Origin of the sequence: Thioalkalivibrio sp., from assembly GCF_041690275.1 — a bacterium.
Classification (GTDB): domain Bacteria; phylum Pseudomonadota; class Gammaproteobacteria; order Ectothiorhodospirales; family Ectothiorhodospiraceae; genus Thioalkalivibrio.
Genome location: NZ_JAWLHP010000004.1, coordinates 1 through 14,920 on the forward strand (window position 1 = coordinate 1; position 14,920 = coordinate 14,920).

At 65.6% G+C, this 14,920-nt stretch carries 15 protein-coding genes and 1 tRNA gene; 14 read left to right on the forward strand and 2 right to left on the reverse strand.

Going from position 1 to position 14,920, the window contains the following annotated elements; translation table 11 throughout:
- The first annotated feature begins 198 nt into the window (after positions 1-198).
- From thrS to ACESMN_RS01115, 13 genes are all read left to right on the forward strand, one after another.
- Positions 199-2,115, forward strand: coding sequence for a threonine--tRNA ligase (thrS, locus tag ACESMN_RS01055; RefSeq protein WP_373051731.1), 1,917 nt, complete (start codon positions 199-201; stop codon positions 2,113-2,115).
- Positions 2,116-2,148: 33 nt separating this feature from the next.
- Entirely contained in the window at positions 2,149-2,667 is a 519-nt protein-coding gene (infC, locus tag ACESMN_RS01060; protein WP_373051791.1) for a translation initiation factor IF-3, read from the forward strand.
- 109 nt (positions 2,668-2,776) lie between these two features.
- Positions 2,777-2,974: a 50S ribosomal protein L35 gene (gene rpmI / locus ACESMN_RS01065; RefSeq protein ID WP_373051732.1), complete on the forward strand. Its 198-nt coding sequence runs from the start codon at positions 2,777-2,779 to the stop codon at positions 2,972-2,974.
- Positions 2,975-2,989: 15 nt separating this feature from the next.
- A complete protein-coding gene (gene rplT / locus ACESMN_RS01070; protein WP_373051733.1) occupies positions 2,990-3,349 on the forward strand; it encodes a 50S ribosomal protein L20 in 360 nt (119 codons plus the stop codon).
- Between the two features lie 250 nt (positions 3,350-3,599).
- Positions 3,600-4,619: a phenylalanine--tRNA ligase subunit alpha gene (pheS, locus tag ACESMN_RS01075; RefSeq protein WP_373051792.1), complete on the forward strand. Its 1,020-nt coding sequence runs from the start codon at positions 3,600-3,602 to the stop codon at positions 4,617-4,619.
- A gap of 5 nt (positions 4,620-4,624) precedes the next feature.
- Positions 4,625-6,988 (forward strand): phenylalanine--tRNA ligase subunit beta, encoded by a 2,364-nt coding sequence (gene pheT, locus ACESMN_RS01080; RefSeq protein WP_373051734.1) that lies wholly within the window; start codon positions 4,625-4,627, stop codon positions 6,986-6,988.
- A 2-nt stretch (positions 6,989-6,990) separates the two neighbouring features.
- A complete protein-coding gene (gene ihfA, locus ACESMN_RS01085; protein ID WP_296751583.1) occupies positions 6,991-7,290 on the forward strand; it encodes an integration host factor subunit alpha in 300 nt (99 codons plus the stop codon).
- Positions 7,274-7,630 (forward strand): MerR family transcriptional regulator, encoded by a 357-nt coding sequence (locus ACESMN_RS01090; protein ID WP_373051735.1) that lies wholly within the window; start codon positions 7,274-7,276, stop codon positions 7,628-7,630. The genes ihfA and ACESMN_RS01090 overlap by 17 nt, the downstream gene beginning before the upstream one ends.
- A gap of 76 nt (positions 7,631-7,706) precedes the next feature.
- A tRNA-Pro gene (locus ACESMN_RS01095) sits at positions 7,707-7,783 on the forward strand.
- Between the two features lie 194 nt (positions 7,784-7,977).
- Complete coding sequence (locus ACESMN_RS01100) at positions 7,978-8,472, forward strand: GtrA family protein (RefSeq protein WP_373051736.1); 495 nt, start codon at positions 7,978-7,980, stop codon at positions 8,470-8,472.
- Positions 8,472-9,647, forward strand: coding sequence for a sulfotransferase (locus ACESMN_RS01105; RefSeq protein ID WP_373051737.1), 1,176 nt, complete (start codon positions 8,472-8,474; stop codon positions 9,645-9,647). The genes ACESMN_RS01100 and ACESMN_RS01105 overlap by 1 nt, the downstream gene beginning before the upstream one ends.
- Complete coding sequence (locus tag ACESMN_RS01110) at positions 9,644-10,759, forward strand: glycosyltransferase (protein ID WP_373051738.1); 1,116 nt, start codon at positions 9,644-9,646, stop codon at positions 10,757-10,759. Before ACESMN_RS01105 ends, ACESMN_RS01110 begins: the two co-directional genes overlap by 4 nt.
- Positions 10,746-11,501: a polysaccharide deacetylase family protein gene (locus ACESMN_RS01115; RefSeq protein ID WP_373051739.1), complete on the forward strand. Its 756-nt coding sequence runs from the start codon at positions 10,746-10,748 to the stop codon at positions 11,499-11,501. The genes ACESMN_RS01110 and ACESMN_RS01115 overlap by 14 nt, the downstream gene beginning before the upstream one ends.
- A gap of 309 nt (positions 11,502-11,810) precedes the next feature.
- Here the strand turns inward: ACESMN_RS01115 and ACESMN_RS01120 are convergent, their stop codons facing one another.
- Positions 11,811-13,319 (reverse strand): phospholipase D family protein, encoded by a 1,509-nt coding sequence (locus ACESMN_RS01120; protein ID WP_373051740.1) that lies wholly within the window; start codon positions 13,317-13,319, stop codon positions 11,811-11,813.
- Between the two features lie 471 nt (positions 13,320-13,790).
- Here ACESMN_RS01120 and ACESMN_RS01125 point away from each other — a divergent pair, with 471 nt between their 5' ends.
- Positions 13,791-14,168, forward strand: a complete 378-nt coding sequence (locus ACESMN_RS01125) for a hypothetical protein (protein ID WP_373051741.1) — start codon at positions 13,791-13,793, stop codon at positions 14,166-14,168.
- Positions 14,169-14,280: 112 nt separating this feature from the next.
- On the opposite strand, the gene ACESMN_RS01130 is transcribed toward ACESMN_RS01125, so the two are convergent.
- Positions 14,281-14,727 carry a CBS domain-containing protein gene (locus ACESMN_RS01130; protein WP_373051742.1) on the reverse strand — a complete coding sequence of 149 codons (447 nt, stop codon included), beginning with the start codon at positions 14,725-14,727 and terminating at the stop codon, positions 14,281-14,283.
- Positions 14,728-14,920 lie beyond the last annotated feature (193 nt).

Genomic DNA, 14,920 nt, shown 5'->3' on the forward strand with positions numbered 1-14,920 from the left:
CGGGGGGGTTGGTGGGAGCGGCCTCTGGCCGCGATGCGGGGGTGGGTGGGGTGCCCTTGTCCGGGGTGGGATGACTGCCGTGATCGACCCCTTCAATTGTGTTTGTGGTGGTCCCTGCGGGGGTGGTCTGGTATCTTTCCGCGACTGTCTATCCCGGATTGCTCGACCCCGCGTACAGGTCGGCGAAGGAGTTCTGCAATGCCCTCCGTTTCTCTTCCCGACGGCAGCCGCCGCGAATACGACGCGCCGGTCTCCGTGCTGGATGTTGCCCGCGACATCGGGCCCGGTCTCGCGAAGGCCGCACTGGCCGGCAAGGTCGACGGGCAGCTGGTGGATGTCCGACACGAGATCAGCGATGACGCGGATCTGGCGATCGTCACCGATCGCGACCCGGAGGGCGTCGAGATCATCCGGCATTCCACCGCTCACCTGCTCGCGCAGGCGGTGAAGGAGCTGTTCCCGAACGCCCAGGTGACCATTGGCCCGGTGATCGACACCGGCTTCTACTACGACTTCGCGTTCGAGCGCGCCTTTACGCCGGAAGATCTTGAAAAGATTGAAAAGCGGATGAAGGAGCTTGCGAAGGCCGATCTTCCGGTCGAACGCTCGGTGATGGAGCGCGACGAGGCCGTCGTGTACTTCCGCAACATGGGCGAGGAGTACAAGGCGGAGATCATCGCGAGCATTCCGGAGGAACAGGAGATCTCCCTGTACCGTCAGGGCGACTTCGTCGACCTGTGCCGCGGGCCGCACATTCCGTCGACCGGCCGCCTCAGGGCCTTCAAGCTGACCAAGGTCGCGGGGGCGTACTGGCGGGGCGACTCGAACAACGAGATGCTGCAGCGCATCTATGGCACGGCATGGCCGAACAAGGAACAGCTGAACGCCTACCTCGAACAGCTGCGCGAGGCGGAGCGGCGCGACCACCGCCGTATCGGCGCGGAGCTGGACCTGTTCTCGATCCAGGACGACGCCGGCGGCGGGCTGGTCTTCTGGCATCCGAAGGGGACGCGGATCCGTCGCGTGATCGAGCAGTTCTGGTTCGATCTGCACGAGCGCGCAGGTTACGACTTCGTGGTGACGCCGCACATCGCCAACCTGGAGCTCTGGAAGACCTCGGGACACGCGGACTTCTACGCGGAGTCGATGTACGAGCCGATGGAGGACGAGAACCAGGCCTTCCAGCTGAAGCCGATGAATTGTCCGTTCCACGTGCTGGTGTACAAGGATCGCCTGCGGTCCTACCGGGACCTGCCGCTGCGCTGGGGCGAGATGGGCACGGTCTACCGGCGCGAGATGTCGGGGGCACTGCACGGCCTGATGCGGGTGCGCGGCTTCACCCAGGACGACGCCCATATCTTCTGCCGCGAGGACCAGATCGAGTCCGAGATCATCGGCGTGCTGGAGCTGACTCTGGAGCTCCTGAATGCTTTTGGTTTCAAGGAGTTCGATATCAATCTTTCCACGAAGCCGGAAGATGCGGTCGGGTCCGACCGGATCTGGGAGCACGCCACCGGGGCGCTGCGCTCGGCGATCGAGAAGAAGGGGCTGGACTACTCGCTGGACGAGGGTGGCGGCGCCTTCTACGGCCCGAAGATCGACATCAAGATCCGGGACGCGATCGGTCGGCAGTGGCAGTGCTCGACGGTGCAGCTCGACTTCAACCTGCCCGAGCGCTTCGACATGGAGTACGTGTCGGAGGGAAACGAGCGCAAGCGACCGATCATGATCCACCGGGCGCTGTTCGGATCGCTGGAGCGCTTCTTCGGGGTCCTGATCGAGCATTATGCGGGCCTCTTCCCGCTCTGGCTCGCGCCGGTGCAGGTCGCGGTCCTCACGATTACCGAGCGCCAGGACGCGTATGCGCAGCAGGTGGTGAAAGCCTTGCAGGAGAAGGGCCTGCGCGTGGAAGCCGACTTGAGAAACGAAAAGATCGGCTTTAAGATTCGCGAGCACACGCTCAAGCGGGTTCCGTATCTGCTGGTCCTCGGAGACCGGGAAATGGAAACGGAGACCGTGGCGGTGCGCACCCGCGCCGGCGAGGATCTGGGAAGCATGGGGCTCGAGGCCCTTGGCGCCCGACTCGACGCGGAGATTGCGAGCCGCTCTCCGTGAGCATCCCATCACCACTGACTGGAGAATAACGCTATTAGCGGAGCCAAGAATGTTCGACTGAACGAGCAGATCATCTGCCCGACCGTCCGCCTGATCGACGCCGAGGGTGAAAACCGCGGGATCGTGAATACGGAAGAGGCGCTGAGGACGGCGGTGGATCAGGGACTCGATCTGGTCGAGATCTCACCGAACGCCGATCCGCCGGTATGCCGGATCATGGATTACGGCAAGTTCAAGTTCGAACAGGCCAAGAAGGCACAGGCCGCGAAGAAGAACCAGAAGCAGGTGCAGGTGAAGGAGGTGAAATTCCGTCCCGGCACCGACGAAGCCGACTACGACGTGAAGCTGCGCAACCTGAAGCGCTTCCTCGAGGCCGGCGACAAGGGCAAGGTGACCATACGCTTCCGTGGGCGCGAGATGCGTCACCAGGAACTTGGTGGCGAGCTGCTGGACCGCATCGAGGCGGACCTCGCCGACATTGCGGTGGTGGAACAGCGACCCAAGATGGAAGGGCGTCAGATGGTCATGGTGATGTCCGGAAAGAAGAAGTGATCGCCCCGGAGTCGCTCCGGGTACTACAAGGGCCGGCGGGTCCCGGTATACCCGCCGGCCTTTCATGAATGATCGTGCCCCGTGCAACGATCCCTGTCTGGAGAGGAAAATGCCGAAACTGAAGACCAACCGGGGCGCCGCCAAGCGCTTCGCCAAGACCGGTTCGGGTGGGTTCAAGCGGGCGCAGTCGCACCGCAGCCACATCCTGACCAAGAAATCCACCAAGCGTAAGCGCAACCTTCGTGGTGCGGCGATGATCCACGACAGCGATGTCGCGGCCGTTCGCCAGATGCTGCCGCACAGCTGATCGGGGAGAACGAAGATGCCACGAGTCAAGCGCGGCGTGACCGCTCACGCACGCCACAAGAAGGTTCTCGACCAGGCCAAGGGCTACTACGGCGCTCGCCGGAAGGTCTTCCGGGTTGCGAATCAGGCCGTCACCAAGGCCGGGCAGTATGCCTACCGCGATCGCCGGCAGAAGAAGCGGCAGTTCCGGGCATTGTGGATCGTCCGCATTAACGCGGCGGCCCGGCAGTTCGATCTGTCCTACAGCCGCCTGATCGACGGGCTGAACAAGGCCGGGGTCGAGATCGATCGCAAGGTGCTCGCGGACCTGGCGGTGCACGATATCGCCGCCTTCGGGAAGGTCGCCGAAAGGGCGAAGACGGCACTGGCCGCATAGGCGGTCGCGTGTGCCGGTGCCCGCCCCCGGCAGGCTGTACGGCGTCGGGCCCCGCTGCTCCGGCCGGCCCCGCGGGTCGCTTTGACCCGGGTCCGGCGCGGGCGGCAGCGGAGCGGGTACGCCGGTGATCAGTAGAGGGAGGGGTTGCTTCGACCCCTCCCTTTTCGTTTTGCAGCAGACCGTGTGACTGGCCCTTCCGACCGGTGGTGCCGGTCGACGATGGGCCGTGGAGGGAATCGAAGTGGAACAAGTGGACAAGCTGGCGGCGCAGGCGGCCGAGGAGATCCGGGAAGCGTCCGGCCTTGCCGACCTCGATCGCCTGCGCGTGCGCTACCTGGGCAAGAAGGGCGTGCTCACCGGGCTGCTGAAGGAACTCGGGCGGCTGCCGCCGGAGGAGCGGCCCCGGGCCGGGCAGGAGGTCAATGCCGCCAAGCAGGCCCTGTCGACACTGATCGAGGAGCGGCAGGCGGAACTGGCCCGTGCGGAGGTGGCCAGAAAGCTGCGGGAGGAGCGCGTGGATGTGAGCCTGCCGGGCCGACGTCCTGCAGTCGGCGGGCTGCACCCGATCACCCAGACCATCGACCGGATCGAGTCCTTCTTTGCCGGGATGGGCTATGCGATCGCGGAAGGGCCTGAAGTCGAGGACGACTTCCACAACTTCGAGGCGCTGAACATTCCCGAGGAGCATCCCGCGCGGGCGATGCACGACACCTTCTACTTCGATGCACACCGGGTGCTGCGGACCCATACCTCGCCGGTGCAGATCCGTACCATGGAACAGCAGAAGCCGCCGTTGCGCATCATCGCGCCCGGGCGTGTCTACCGCTGCGATTCCGACCTGACCCACAGCCCGATGTTCCACCAGGTGGAGGGGCTGTACGTGGATTCCGGGGTGACCTTCGCGGATCTGCGGGGGGTGCTCAGCAGCTTCCTCCAGTCCTTCTTCGAGCGCGAGGACCTGCAGACGCGCTTCCGCCCGTCCTATTTCCCCTTCACCGAGCCTTCCGCCGAAGTGGACATCCAGTGCGTGCACTGTGGTGGCGCGGGCTGCCGGGTGTGCAAGCAGACGGGCTGGCTGGAGGTGATGGGATGCGGGATGGTGCACCCGAACGTGTTTGCGCACGTGGGCATCGATTGCGAGCGTTTCACCGGTTTCGCCTTTGGTCTCGGGGTCGAGCGCATGGCGATGCTGCGCTTTGGAGTCAATGATTTGCGTCTGTTTTTTGAGAATGACGTTCGCTTTATCGAACAGTTCGCGCGGGCGGGGTAGCGGCGATGCGGATCAGCATGGAATGGTTGCGCGAATGGGTGTCGGTGGAGGAGTCGGCCGAGCAGTTCGGCCACCGCCTGACCATGGCGGGGCTGGAGCTGGACGCGATCGAGGCCGCGGCACCCGCCTTCAGCGGAGTACGCATCGGGTTGGTCCTCGCGGTCGCGCCGCATCCCGACGCGGACCGGTTGCGCGTCTGCCAGGTGGATGCCGGCACCGGGGAGACCCTGAACATCGTCTGCGGGGCGCCGAACGCGGTCGCGGGGATGCGGGCCCCGGTGGCCTGCCTCGGAGCCGTGCTGCCCGGTGATTTCCGCATCAAGCGCTCCAGGCTGCGGGGCGTGGAATCGCAGGGCATGCTGTGCTCGGCGGTGGAGCTGGGATTGGCAGAGTCCTCGGATGGCTTGATGGAACTGCCCGCGGACGCTCCGGTGGGCGTCGATCTCCGCGAGTGGCTGGGGCTTGATGACGCGATCCTCGAGGTGGATCTGACCCCGAACCGGGCGGATTGTCTCGGCATGCTCGGTGTCGCACGGGAGGCAGGCGCGCTTCTGGAACAGCCCGTTGGCGGCCCGGTAATCGAGACCGTCCCCGCCGCAACGGAATCCGCGGTCGAGGTGCGGGTGACAGACGCAGAGGCCTGCCCGATCTATGCGGCGCGGGTGATCGAGGGGCTGGATCCGCACGCGCAAACACCGCTGTGGATCCGCGAACGTCTCCGGCGTTGCGGGCTGCGGCCGCTGCATCCGGTAGTGGACGTGACCAACTATGTGATGCTGGAACTCGGTCAGCCGATGCACGCCTTTGCCGCCGACGCGGCCGGGCCGGCCCTCACCGTGCGCTTCGGCGGGGCCGGCGACCGTCTGCGACTGCTGAACGGCACCGACATCGAGCCCGGCCCGGCGGACCTGCTGGTCGCGGGGCAGGGCGGGCCGCTGGCACTCGCCGGCATCATGGGCGGCGAGCAGAGTGCGGTCGGATCCTCTACCACGCGCATCGTGCTCGAGAGCGCCCACTTCAGCCCCCGGGCGCTGGCCGGCCGGGCGCGGGCCCACGGACTGCACACCGATGCCTCGCACCGCTTCGAGCGGGGCGTGGATCCGACCATCCCGCTCTACGCGATGGAGCGGGCCACCGCAATGATCCTGCAGATCGCGGGTGGAACGGCGGGTCCGGTGGTGCACGCGGGAACGCTCCCGGCTGCGCATGCGGAGGTCCCGATCGGGTTGCGCCGGGAGCGGATCGTTCGGGTCCTCGGCGTGGCGCTTGCGCCCAGCGAGGTCGAGCGCATCCTCAGCGGGCTGGGCTGTCGGGTGACCGCGGTCGAGGGCGGCTGGCAGGTGCTTCCGCTGCGCGCCCGCTTCGATCTCGTTCGCGAGGAGGACCTGATCGAGGAACTGGCCCGGGTTCATGGCTACGAACGCCTGCCCCAGACCCTGCCGCACGCGACCGCCCCGGTGACCTCGGCAACGCAGGATGCGATCGGCGCCCGCAAACGCGAACTCGCGGACATGGGATTCCATGAGGTGATCAGCTTCAGTTTCATCGGCACCGACTGGGCCGGGGCCTTCTATCCGGAGGTGAGCGGCCTGGCGCTTGCGAACCCGATTTCATCGGAACTCGCAGTGATGCGGCCCGGGCTCTGGCCGGGGCTGGTGCGCACGGCCGCGCACAATGTCGCGCGGCAACGCGGAGACCTGCGCCTGTTCGAGCACGGGCTGCGCTTCGTTCCCGATGCCTCGGGCCTGCGGCAGGAATCGCGTCTGGCGGGCCTGCTCTGCGGGAGAGCCGAACCCGAGCACTGGCAGGCCGCGCGTCGGCCGGTGGACTTCTTCGACGCGAAGGGGGTCGTGGAGTCCCTGTGCGCTCAGTCTGCGGGGACGCTGCGGTTCGTGCCGGCGGTCCACCCCGGGCTGCACGATGGTCAGTCCGCGCAGGTGCGGCTGGATGGCCGGGGTATCGGTTGGGTGGGCGCGCTCCATCCGTCGTTGCGCGAGCGCTTCGATGTTCCGGAGCTCTTCCTGTTCGAACTGGATGCCGGGATTGTTGCCGAGGTCCGGGTTCCAGCTTTCAAGGACCTGTCGGCTTTTCCTGCCATTCGACGTGATATCGCTCTGGTGGTTGACGAGGCTGTCCCGGCCGGAGAAATGCTCGCGGCGGTGGCTGAACTGGGCCTTCCGGTACTGCAGGAGACCCGTCTCTTCGACGTCTATCGCGGCCAGGGCTTAGAAGAAAATGAGAAAAGCATCGCTTTGGGCTTGATTTTAAGGGCTTTTGATCGCACCCTTGGCGAAGGCGACGTCGATTCCGTGACGAAGGCGGTCGTGGACCAACTTTCAGCCCGATTTGGCGCGAAACCGAGATACTGAGCATGGCAGCTGTTACCAAGGCGGAACTGGCGACCGCATTGCACGAGGAATTGGGGCTGAACAAGCGCGAGGCGAAGGAGCTGGTGGAGCTCTTCTTCGAGGAGATGCGCATGGCCCTGGAACGGGGGGACAGCGTCAAGCTGTCGGGATTCGGCAACTTCGTGTTGCGCGACAAGAGTGAACGGCCCGGGCGGAACCCGAAGACCGGAGAAGAGATTCCGGTCTCGGCGCGCCGCGTGGTGACCTTCCGGCCGGGACAGAAGCTCAGGGAGAGGGTGGAGGCCTATGCTGGAGGCGAGTGAACGTCAGGAACTGCCGGCGATTCCCGGCAAGCGCTATTTCACGATCGGTGAGGTCGCGGAACTCTGCCAGGTGAAGCCCCACGTGCTGCGTTACTGGGAGCAGGAGTTTCCGATGCTGTCCCCGGTGAAAAGGCGCGGCAACCGGCGCTACTACCAGCGGCACGACGTGTTGCTGATCCGGCAGATCCGGGCATTGCTCTACGAGCAGGGATACACGATTCACGGCGCCCGCCAGAAGCTCAGCGGCGAGGAGGCCAGGGGCGATATGAGCCAGACCCAGCAGCTGGTACAGGACACCATTGCCGAACTGGAGGGCATCCTGCGCATCCTGCGCAGCTGAGGCGAGGCCGGTCTCGCGGAACATGCAGTCCGTCAGTCTTTCCCGGAAGGGCCCGATCCGCTAGAATCGAAGAGCTCGGGGCGTAGCGCAGCCTGGTAGCGCACCTGCATGGGGTGCAGGTGGTCGGGGGTTCAAATCCCTCCGCCCCGACCAGAAAAAGCCTGAATAGGCAGAGACTTAGCCCACCTTAATCGGTGGGCTTTTTCATGCCCGGTAGTGCCTGGAAACGCCTCCCGGAGGTCACGGGAGATCGGCCCCGGGTTGCATGCCTGTAACAGGATCGAGCCGGCCCTTGTCGTCAGCGTGGCCGGCCTGCCCTGGGCGCCTCCCTCCAGGGTCACTGCAAGATGCCTGTAACACAGTTGTTGTCTACTTGCGGCATGAATCACGGCGACCGGCCCGCGATGTTCCGCCTCCCGCAAGCACTACGCGCCGAAGCAAGCTTTTTCCGCTTCCTGGGTATCGGCGCCAGTGTCGCGATGATCGACATGGGTCTGCTTCTCCTGCTGCACAGTTTGGCCGGCATGCACCTCTACGCAGCGCGGGTTTTCTCCTTCACCGCCGCCATCGGCGCCAGCTACCTGTTGAATCGCCGTTACAACTTCCGCCACTGCCCACGCTGTCGCCACACCGTTCACGATGTCGCGCGCTTTTACGGGGCGCACGCCCTGGGTAATGCCATCAATTACGCCGTCTTCGTCGGGTTGCTGGAGGGATTCCGCGAGATCGGGCTCCAGCCGGCGGGACATGCTGGTTTGCTCCTGCTCGCGATCTGGTTGGGTGGGGTGGTCGGGGTCAGTGCCAATTTCATGCTGAGCCGGCAACTGGTGTTCGATCGCTGATGAACACGCTTCGCATATTGTTCGAGGCACAGGGGCTGTATCTGCTGTGGTGGCTTCGCGCCCTGGGCGGCTGGCGAGACCCTGCGGTTGTCTTTGGGCCGCGGCGCTGGCTCCTGCTGCTTGCGGGCATGCCGCTGTTTCTGGTGGTTCAGGCCGGGCACGGCGTATTCCTGCTTCTCGACGAGTGGCTGTTTCCACGGTATCGCTCCACCCGGCTGGACAAGGCCGTCTTCATCACCGGCATCCCGCGAAGCGGGACCACGTATCTGCACCGCACCCTGACCGAATACAGCAACCGGTACACCACATTCGAGACCTGGGAGGCGTTGCTGGCACCGTCCATTACCCAGCGACGGCTGATCGAGTTCGGTGAACGCCTCGACCGGCGCCTGGGCAGTCCACTGCGTCGGGGTCTGGAGGCTGGAGTGGAGTGGCTGGGGCGCGATCTCGAGGCGGTGCACCGTGTGCGCCTGGAGGCAGCCGAGGAGGACTACCTTGCCCTGCTGCCTGCCGCCGGCTGTCTGATCATGCTGCTGGCCTTTCCGGGGGCTCCCGGGCTGCGGGGTCTGGGACACTTCCCGTCCGGTATTTCTTCGCGGCGGCGCGAGCGGCTGCTGCGCTTCCATTACCGCAACCTGCAGCGCCATCTGTATGCCCGCGGTCAGAGCCGCATTCTGCTCTCGAAGAACGCCGCCTTCGGTACCTGGACCGCGGACCTCGCCCGGTGGCTGCCGTCGGCGCGTTTTCTCGTCTGCATCCGCGAGCCCGAGCAGGCCCTCGCGTCGCAGATCCGCGCCATCCAGTCCGCCCGCCAGATTACGGGTGCCCGGGTTGACCACGAGTCCGTTCAGGGGATTTTTCTGGATACGCTGTCGGCGAGTCTCGAACACTTGAGCTGCACCCTTCCCCGGCTGCGGCCGGATCGCTATGCCGTCATCCACATGGAAGATCTGCAACGGGAGCCGGCCGCCGTGTTGAGGGCCGCGCTCGCGCGCATCGAGGCGGGCGCGGATGCCACCCTGGAGGCTCATCTCGAAACCCTCGAAACCGCCGCTGACACGCCCGTCACGCACGATGTGGCGACGACACTGCGGCTGCACCCGGACCGAATCCGTGCCCGCCTGCTACCCGCCTATCAGCGGCTCCTGGCATTGGCGCCGCAGACTCGAGCATGATGCCCTCAACAGCGACGGGAATTTCCTCCGATGCGAGCAACCTGCGGGTGGCCTTCCTGTCCGACTCATTGCCGGAGCGCAACGGCACGGGTGCCTACTACCATGATCTGGTGGCGCATCTTGGCCGGTATCTGGGCGAGGTGCGTGTCCTGCAGCCGCGCCCGCGCGGGCGCTTCGACTTTCTCTCCATCCCCATGCCCGGAGACCCAACCCAGCGTCTGGTGATTCCCGATCTGCGCCGGGTCGATCGGGCTCTGCGCGAGCTGAATCCGCACCTGATCGTGAGTGTCACGCCGGGGGCCTTCGGGTTGCTCGGACAGCGCGCGGCCCGGCGCATGGACGTCCCGTTCGTCACCGCCTATCACACCCACTTCGCGGGGCTTGCGGCGTTGTACTGGGGACCCCTGCGGCGGCGCCTGGTGAATGCCCCGCTGCAGGCCGCAAACCGCTATCTGTTTCGGCGCAGCTCAGCGGTGCTGATCAATAACTGCGCCCTGGAGGTCACGGTCCGGGAGCTGGGGGCGCGAAACTGCGAGGTGGTCGGAACCCCTCTCGACGCCGCTTTTCTGGAACCGCCGCCGCCGCCCCCGACGCGGATCGATACCGTCTGTTTCGCCGGGCGCCTGGCTGCCGAGAAGAATATCGACACAATCCTGGACGCGGTCCGCGACTGGCCCACACTGCGGTTCGTGATCGGCGGCGAGGGACCCCTGCGCGGACAGGTCGAAGCGGCGGCCAGACAGCATCCGAATCTGCGCTACGTGGGCTGGTTGCGGCGCCGGGACCTGCGCGGCGTCATCGATGCCTCCAGCCTGCTGGTTCTGCCGTCGCATGCGGAGACCTTTGGCTCCGTGGCACTGGAGGCGATGGCCCGTGCCCGCCCGGTCCTGGTGTCGGCGAACGCGGGTATCCACGAATGGCCTCAGCTGAGGCCGGGGTTGTTCCGGCTGGGGGCCGAAGAGAGCCTGAGCACGGCCCTTGGCCGCCTCCACGGATACGGACCGGAAACCCTCGCCGCTACCGCCGCTTCGGCTCGCCGGGCGGCCGAGACATTCCATGGCGCCACGATCTCACAGTGGCTGGAGGTGCTGCAGCGTCATGCGCACCGGTAACGGCACTGACACCCTGTACTCGCTGATCTCCATCCATGACGTGATGCCCGCCACATTGCCGCAGGTGCGCGGACTGCTGGCGCAGCTTCGGCGCCATCGACACCGATGGATCACCCTGCTGGTGGTCCCGGGCCGCGACTGGCACCCGGCCGAGATCGATCAGCTTCACGCGTGGCAGCAGGGCGGCCTGGAACTGGCGGCGCATGGCTGGTCGCACCGTGCCGAGCGGCTCCGTGGCATCCGTCACCGCCTGCACGCGGCGTTGATCTCGCGCCGGGCTGCCGAGCATCTCGCCCTCGATGCCCGCGGCATCGGCGACCGCATGCGGGCCTCCGCTGAATGGTTCGGGCGCCAGGGGCTGCAGACGCCCTCCACCTACGTGCCCCCGGCGTGGGCCCTGGGACGTGTGCCGCGTGACGTCCTCGCGGAGCTTCCGTTCCGGCGCATCGAGGTGATGCGGGGGTTGCTGGATCCGCGCACCGGACGCCTGGCGCCGTTGCCGCTCCTGGGCTTCGAGGCCGATACCCGGGTGCGTTCCGGCTTCCTGGCGCTCTGGAACCGCCTGCAGTTACTGCAGGCGTGGCGAAATGGCCTGCCGCCGCGCATCAGCGTGCACCCGAATGACCCCAATCTCCGCCTGGCGGCGTCGCTGGACCGCTGCCTCGCATCGGCTCCGGGCTCGATCCGGTATGCCGATCACCAGCCCGAAGTGCCGCTCCAGGCGCGTTTGCCCGAGTCCTGAGCACCGAGCGGGGTCGGACCAACGCAACCCCTTGTTAGAATGAGAAAAAAGGGCCCGAAATGGGCTCCCCGAGGGCCTGGAGCGCCATTTTCGATGCGAGAAATGGCCCCCGAAGTCGGCTCCTGGACGGGCAGGGTTCATGTCGCGGTCGATGCTCGCGAAGCCTATGGGCGAAGAAGCGGGGTACTGAGCCCGGTTTTGCGCTCGAGACGGGGAGTTTCACCGTGAAGAGCGTTCGGCTGCGGGTCCATGGGGGGGCAGGCTCATATCCTGTTCGGGACTGGCGCGGCGAAGCTGCCGGCGCAGAGCTCAAAGTTGCCGCTCGACCGGGAGCCAGCGGGTCAGCCACGCCATGAAACGCTTGCCGGCGGACGCTTGAGGATCCCGTTCAAAACGCTCGCTGCCGTCACTCCACCGCAGCCCGTCATCGTCCAGCGTGACCTCCCAGGCGTGATGGCCCGAGGTCTGAGCGGCGAACAGGTCCTCGAATTCGGCGCTCAGAATCTCGCTCCGCACGAGTACCCCTTGTTCCGTGTTCAGCGATGTGGACCGCGGATCGAGATTGTAGCTGCCCACGAACAGCTGCTGGCCATCCACGGTGAGGGCCTTCGTGTGCAGACTGGCCCCGCTCGAACCGAACCAGCTGGCGTCCACCCCGGGTACGGGCTTCAGCTCCCAGAGCTGCACACCGCCGCGGAGCAGGTCCGCCCGGTATTTTGAGTAACCGCCGTGCACGGCCACGACGTCGTTCGAGGCCAGCGAGTTTGTCAGAATGCCCACGTGCCCGATCTGGCCTGCATAGTCGACCAGGCGGTCCGTGCCCTCCGAACCGGGCACGAAATACGGGGAAATGAGCTTGATGGAGTCCTCGGCGGCATCCAGCACCGGGAGCAGGGCGGCAAGGACGTTGGAGATTTCGGGTGAAGGTCTTCGAGAGACCTTGTCCGGATCATCGGAGACAAACCGGTAGTTGTTGGTCCATTCCAGGGTCCAGTCTCCCTGAACCAGACGCTGAACGGCGTTGTTGCCTCGCACCGCGCTGGCGTACTCGCTGGTCCATGCTTCCATTGCCGCTTCGGCAAGACGCCTGCGGAGATCCTGGAGCGAGTGTTCGCTGATGGCCTCCGGGTTCAGCAGGGAAACGGGGTAGCTGGCGCCCGCATTCCAGTAATCGTCGAAGGAAACGGAGGCCTGTCGCACCACTGGCCCTACCATGGCCAGGTCGAGGTCGACGAAATTGGGGCCGTCGCTGGCGCCAAAATATTCATTACCCAGGTTGCGGCCGCCGCCGATCGCGATACGGTTATCGACGATCCAGATCTTGTTGTGCATGCGGCGGTTCAAACGACGGCCATCGGTGATCCATTCGCCGATCAACGGCAGCGCACCCTGCCGCGCGGCGACCGGATTGAACAGGCGCACGGAGATGTTGGGATGCCGGTCCAGGGCGGCAAGGGCGTAGTTCTTGGCTCGCGCATCGAAGTCATCCAGGAGCAGGCGCACCCGTACTCCGCCCTGGGCGGCCTCGAGCAGGGTGTGTGCGAGAAAGAGTCCGGTGAGGTCCGGATTCCAGATGTAGGTCTGTACATCGATGCTGCGTTCGGCGAGTTCTGCGGTGTGGACCCGCACCGCGAGCGCCTCCGGACCGTGGCTCACGAGCCGCAACCCGGATCGATCCGGGTTTTCCCTTTCCGCTGCACCGACGATGTTGTCGAGTGCCGTCGCATGACCGATCCCCAGCGCACTCTCTGCGAGCAGGGGACCCTTGTCAGGCAGGGTGCTGCAGGCACAGAGGGCCAGGACCAACAGCGGGGCCACCACCAGCCTCGGCAATCTTGTGATGATGCGCAACCTCACATGCGGTAGAAAGGCGTATGCAAGCTCAGAGTGAGCCGGGGGCAGTGGGGACTTCGCATCACTCTGGGTTCGGATCTCCCCAATGCTTTATGGTAAAAGGAAAAAAGCCCAAAACACCAGCGCGTTCGGGTGCTGCACGGCCATTCCCGGTGCCATGACCGACTGCTGAGGCGATGGGGTCGAGATCGCCAGCCAATCACCGGGTTGCCAAAGTTCGGAACCGCCTCCCGCGCGGAGTCGATCCCAGGCCGTTCTTGAGCCGTAAAGGGGCCTTGCAATCGCTCTGCTGAGGTGATCTTGCAGGTCGATTGTTCGGCGGGTGAACGGGTTGGCCTGGTGCGACCCCCTGATGCCCTTATACTTTCCGGTTTCCGTCCCGGGGGCGGGCTCTTCAGGCCCCGGGAGGGTCGACGTCCACCCGAGGAGTCTGCGATGGAATTCTTTGCCACGGTCCCCATTGGCGCTGACGCCGGCGTGCTGCAGAGGCAGGTCACGGTGGAACGTCTGCCCGAGTGGTGTGCCTCCATCGACACCGTGCTGGAACTGTCGGATGAAAGCGGCCGTATTTACTGCGTGTGGGGCGAGTTCGCGGTGAGCCGCGAGACGATCCGCGGGGGAGTTCGCTTTAGCCTTCCGGGCTGCCCGAACGCCCTGGCCTGGACCATCACCACCGGGTTGCCGCCCGATCCGGGCGCCGTCGTGATCCACTGCACCATCAACCGCCAGGAGCACGACCCGGACTTCATCGAGACCATCGAGGAATTCGTGGACGACTGGCGCCAGGGTCTCGAGGCAGGTCTGAAGGCATAGCCAGGGCGGCGCATTCCCGGACGCCGGCCCCGTCACTTCCGGAGGTCCGGACGCAGACCGAATCGCGAGGAGGCAAGCGACACCCGGCGATTACCCTTCGGTCAGGACCGGCTCAGTCGCTCCAGGTGCCACCGCGCACCCGCCGAACATAGCCGGGCTCGGGCCCGGATCCCTCTTCCGGCACCAGGTCAGCGAGCACGGAGATCAGTGCGTTCAGCGATACGACACCGGCGAGTCGCTCCTCTCCGTCGAGGACGAGGAGCCATGGCTGGCTCCGTTTCTGCATCATTCCCAAGGCCTGTGAGAGCCTTGTGGCACTCGGGCAAACGGCCGGTCTGCGCTCACAGATCGCCGCTACGTTGACGTCCTCGGGCTTCAATCCAGCGCCGCAACCCTTCACAGCCAGATCGCGTTCGCTGATCGTCCCCAGCAGCGCGCCATCCTGAATCACCGCCAGAACCGGCGTTGCCGCGGCCTGGAGAGCGCGGCCCGCCTCCACCAGCGTCGCTTCTGGCGGCAGCACGGGAATGCTGTGCATCGAAAGCTCACCAATGATCATGTCGGACTCCTGTGTCGTCGGAAGCATGGGCCTCCATTCATGCCGCATGCGGAGTGACCGGCAATCAACCCCATGATCACGTTAACCCGGCCGGTGATGTATTCATAGCCGGGTTCCCCCAACCTCGGGACAACACCCGGTTCGGGGGCTTTCATGGCCCCGGGGGTTTGAAGCTGCAACGGCTCGCGGGTGT

Bases quoted from the DNA above. Each gene is read 5' to 3' on its own strand.
- thrS (WP_373051731.1), top strand. From the start codon at position 199: ATGCCCTCCGTTTCTCTTCCCGACGGCAGCCGCCGCGAATACGACGCG.
- rpmI (WP_373051732.1), top strand. From the start codon at position 2,777: ATGCCGAAACTGAAGACCAACCGGGGCGCCGCCAAGCGCTTCGCCAAG.
- rplT (WP_373051733.1), top strand. From the start codon at position 2,990: ATGCCACGAGTCAAGCGCGGCGTGACCGCTCACGCACGCCACAAGAAG.
- pheT (WP_373051734.1), top strand. From the start codon at position 4,625: ATGCGGATCAGCATGGAATGGTTGCGCGAATGGGTGTCGGTGGAGGAG.
- ihfA (WP_296751583.1), top strand. From the start codon at position 6,991: ATGGCAGCTGTTACCAAGGCGGAACTGGCGACCGCATTGCACGAGGAA.
- ACESMN_RS01090 (WP_373051735.1), top strand. From the start codon at position 7,274: ATGCTGGAGGCGAGTGAACGTCAGGAACTGCCGGCGATTCCCGGCAAG.
- ACESMN_RS01100 (WP_373051736.1), top strand. From the start codon at position 7,978: ATGCCTGTAACACAGTTGTTGTCTACTTGCGGCATGAATCACGGCGAC.
- ACESMN_RS01105 (WP_373051737.1), top strand. From the start codon at position 8,472: ATGAACACGCTTCGCATATTGTTCGAGGCACAGGGGCTGTATCTGCTG.
- ACESMN_RS01110 (WP_373051738.1), top strand. From the start codon at position 9,644: ATGATGCCCTCAACAGCGACGGGAATTTCCTCCGATGCGAGCAACCTG.
- ACESMN_RS01115 (WP_373051739.1), top strand. From the start codon at position 10,746: ATGCGCACCGGTAACGGCACTGACACCCTGTACTCGCTGATCTCCATC.
- ACESMN_RS01125 (WP_373051741.1), top strand. From the start codon at position 13,791: ATGGAATTCTTTGCCACGGTCCCCATTGGCGCTGACGCCGGCGTGCTG.
- ACESMN_RS01130 (WP_373051742.1), bottom strand. From the start codon at position 14,727: ATGATCATTGGTGAGCTTTCGATGCACAGCATTCCCGTGCTGCCGCCA.